The sequence below is a fragment of the Herbivorax alkaliphila genome, assembly GCF_030848475.1.
Lineage (GTDB): Bacteria > Bacillota > Clostridia > Acetivibrionales > Acetivibrionaceae > Herbivorax.
Map to the genome: position 1 here is coordinate 1 of NZ_JAVDDS010000104.1, position 2858 is coordinate 2858.

At 28.5% G+C, this 2858-nt stretch carries 4 protein-coding genes; all 4 read left to right on the plus strand.

Going from position 1 to position 2858, the window contains the following annotated elements; translation table 11 throughout:
• Positions 1-223: 223 nt before the first annotated feature.
• The 4 genes from RBH29_RS17340 (at position 224) to RBH29_RS17355 (ending at position 2380) form a co-directional block, all read left to right on the plus strand.
• Entirely contained in the window at positions 224-835 is a 612-nt protein-coding gene (locus RBH29_RS17340) for a hypothetical protein (protein WP_306698265.1), read from the plus strand.
• 83 nt (positions 836-918) lie between these two features.
• On the plus strand, positions 919-1113 hold the full coding sequence (locus RBH29_RS17345) for a hypothetical protein (RefSeq protein ID WP_306698266.1): 195 nt from the start codon (positions 919-921) through the stop codon (positions 1111-1113).
• Between the two features lie 417 nt (positions 1114-1530).
• The gene (locus tag RBH29_RS17350) at positions 1531-1911 is read left to right on the plus strand and encodes a hypothetical protein (RefSeq protein ID WP_306698267.1); all 381 of its coding nucleotides are present in this window, start codon (positions 1531-1533) and stop codon (positions 1909-1911) included.
• Positions 1912-2197: 286 nt separating this feature from the next.
• Positions 2198-2380, plus strand: coding sequence for a hypothetical protein (locus tag RBH29_RS17355; RefSeq protein ID WP_306698268.1), 183 nt, complete (start codon positions 2198-2200; stop codon positions 2378-2380).
• Positions 2381-2858: the final 478 nt, after the last annotated feature.

Genomic DNA, 2858 nt, shown 5'->3' on the forward strand with positions numbered 1-2858 from the left:
AATTCTGGGAAGATGCAGAGTATTATAAAAATATATTAGAAGAATATAACATTGATTATTAAACTAACTTAAGTTTTTAAAATAAGCATAGCACAAACCAAGCACTTGGTTTGTGCTATGCTTTCGGTATTGCAAAAAACTTCCTGCGAATTTTTTAATTTAGCACATTATAGAAGAAAATGCTCTTTGAGTTGTTTTTCATGAAAGTAGAGATGATAAAAATATGAAAAAGCTTGGTATAGTAGCAAGTATATTGATATTTACGATAATAGTTGTGGCAATAGCAATTAAAGTGTTTTCTACACCTGTAGAGACATATACTATTGTTACTGATTATGGTGATGAATTTTTAATTAAGGTAAAAGTAAACAGTACCTGGCCCAAAAAAACTTATATTTTAGAATATTATCTTAAAGATGGTGAAGAAATATCTCGTAGACCAATTATTGAGACCAGTTCAACAGTAGAAAAAAAAGAAAGGATTAATGCTTATTATAAAGACGAAAATATAAGATGCTATATAATTGATAGATATTATTTATTTAAATTAGATGATGAAAAAGACTTTAGAAAAGTAAGAACATATGAACTAAGAGAATTAGATCCTGATGAATATGGATTTTTAATTCCAGTAGCCAAAAAATCAATGGAAAATCGCGATTATGCAATAAACGCTATAGTTTTTTTAATAAAAAGCAATGATGCAGAAGCTATAGAAATAATACGTAGATATATAAATAATGAATTAACTGAGGAAGAAATGGATTTTTATAGATTTTGGGAAGATGCAGAGTATTATCAAAACATATTGGAAGAATATAACATTGACTATTAAACTAGTGCAAAGTTTCGTAAATTCATAAGCATACTTAACCCAATTATTATAATTGTTTTGAGCATTAAAATATGCTTACATAATTGAGAAATAATTACGAATCAAAAAAACCTTTGAACTATGATCCTGGATCTGATAGCATTAAAGAGGGCAGCGACCGTTACAATTCTAACTCATTTATTTTGAGTTTGCTAAATGCGGCAGACATTGATTTTTCTACTCCTGAATCTAATCTTCCGGGATGGGAAAAGCCTGTACCAGAAGAACAATTTCAGTGAACTCGTTTAGCTAAAGCTAAACATCGAGGCTTCAGGTGGAGACTCAACTCCACCTGAAGAGTTATAATAGGAACGTCACCTTATAGAAGGTGAAGTCTTAGAATAAGATAAATGTAGGTGAAAAAATATGCTTAAAAAAATTGTGTTAATTATAAAAAGAATTATGTTAATCATAGTAATAGGTATAATGTTGTTGAATTTGATAGATTTTTTTATACATTTAAACAATCCATCAAATAGTTTTTTCAATAGACTATGGCCTTATTAATAAAAAATGATAGTAAATGAAAGCAGGTGATTAAAATAAAAAAATACCAAATTATTAGTTTGATAATATTAGTGAGTCTATATATTTTAAAAGTTATTGTTTTTAGCTTCAATAAATACAACGACAATATATGGTGGGTTATTTTATTTATGGTTTTAAATATTATTTTTGGAATAGTATTTAGAATAAATTACATTTTAATTGAAAAAAGAAAAAAAGGACAATGGAAATTTAAATTTAACATATTTTTATTGCTAGCATTATATTATATTTTGTTTAATTATGACTGGATAGCGTCCCATATATTAGATTGCGATTTACTATTAGCAAATTTTTACCACTCACATTTCATTATTCGTATATATACTGAATTTTTTATAAAGGGGTGGGGGGGTTCTGGGGTTGTTCTTTTGATACCAGGTTTTGTTGCGCAGTTTTTATTAATATACATGTTTTTGGGGGGATTTCACAAAAAAGAAGTTGAAAATAAAAACACAGATGCACAATCAGAATACGAAATCTTGGGTTGAATATCAAAAGGGTTATTTGACTAACTCGACAGTTTTATCAACACCCTAAACTAAAAGACTGATGATTTAAATCATACACATAGGTATTTACCCTGCTGCTTCAGTAGGTGGGTAAATACCTATTCTTGATAGTGATGGAAACAGAGAAGTAAGGAGTACCTCGTTTCCAAGAACAGAAAATGAATTTGCAAAACACACTTTAAATATAAATGATTACTTTAACAATATAACGCTTAGCGGAGAGACACCTAATCAAGGCCAGTTATTAGTCTCAATAAATGATGGAATGGTAAGCGGAAGCAAATCATTGGAAGATTATAGAACTCAAGGAGCAAATCACAAGGGATTTGCACTGTTTTACACAAGGTATAGAGGACAATTTACTGCAAATGAATCAATTTTAACGGAATTGGGAAACACAACAGGACTTCTAGTAGTACAGACAATAGCATATATCATGCCAGTATAATTTTGTTTGTAGACCCATTATGAAGCTGAAAGAATAGCTGCAGATGAATTCTACTATTGTGAAGATAGAGAAATGAAGTGCTTTACAATTGGAGCAGGACAAGCTACAATTCTTGTAGGAAAAGATTTAGTAAGTGATTTATAAGAGGAACTCCACCTTATAGAAGGTGAAGTCTTAGAATAAGATAAATGTAGGTGAAAAAACATGCTTAAGAAAATTATATTAATTATAAAAAAAATGGTGTTAATTATATTAACAGCTATAATGTTGTTGAATTTAATAGATCTTTTTATATCTTTAATCAATCCATCAAATAGTTTTCTACGTGGGCGGGTTTTTTGAGAAAGATAGCAAATGAAAGTAGGTGATTAAAATAAAAAAATATCAAATCATTAGTCTAATAATATTAGTGATTCTATATATTTTAAAAATTATTTCTTTACACTTTCCTAAATTTATTTTTTATGATGTATGGGGA

Excerpts from the sequence above, each read along its gene's own strand:
- RBH29_RS17355 (WP_306698268.1), top strand. The coding sequence starts at position 2,198 with ATGGTAAGCGGAAGCAAATCATTGGAAGATTATAGAACTCAAGGAGCA.
- RBH29_RS17350 (WP_306698267.1), top strand. The coding sequence starts at position 1,531 with ATGGTTTTAAATATTATTTTTGGAATAGTATTTAGAATAAATTACATT.
- RBH29_RS17340 (WP_306698265.1), top strand. The coding sequence starts at position 224 with ATGAAAAAGCTTGGTATAGTAGCAAGTATATTGATATTTACGATAATA.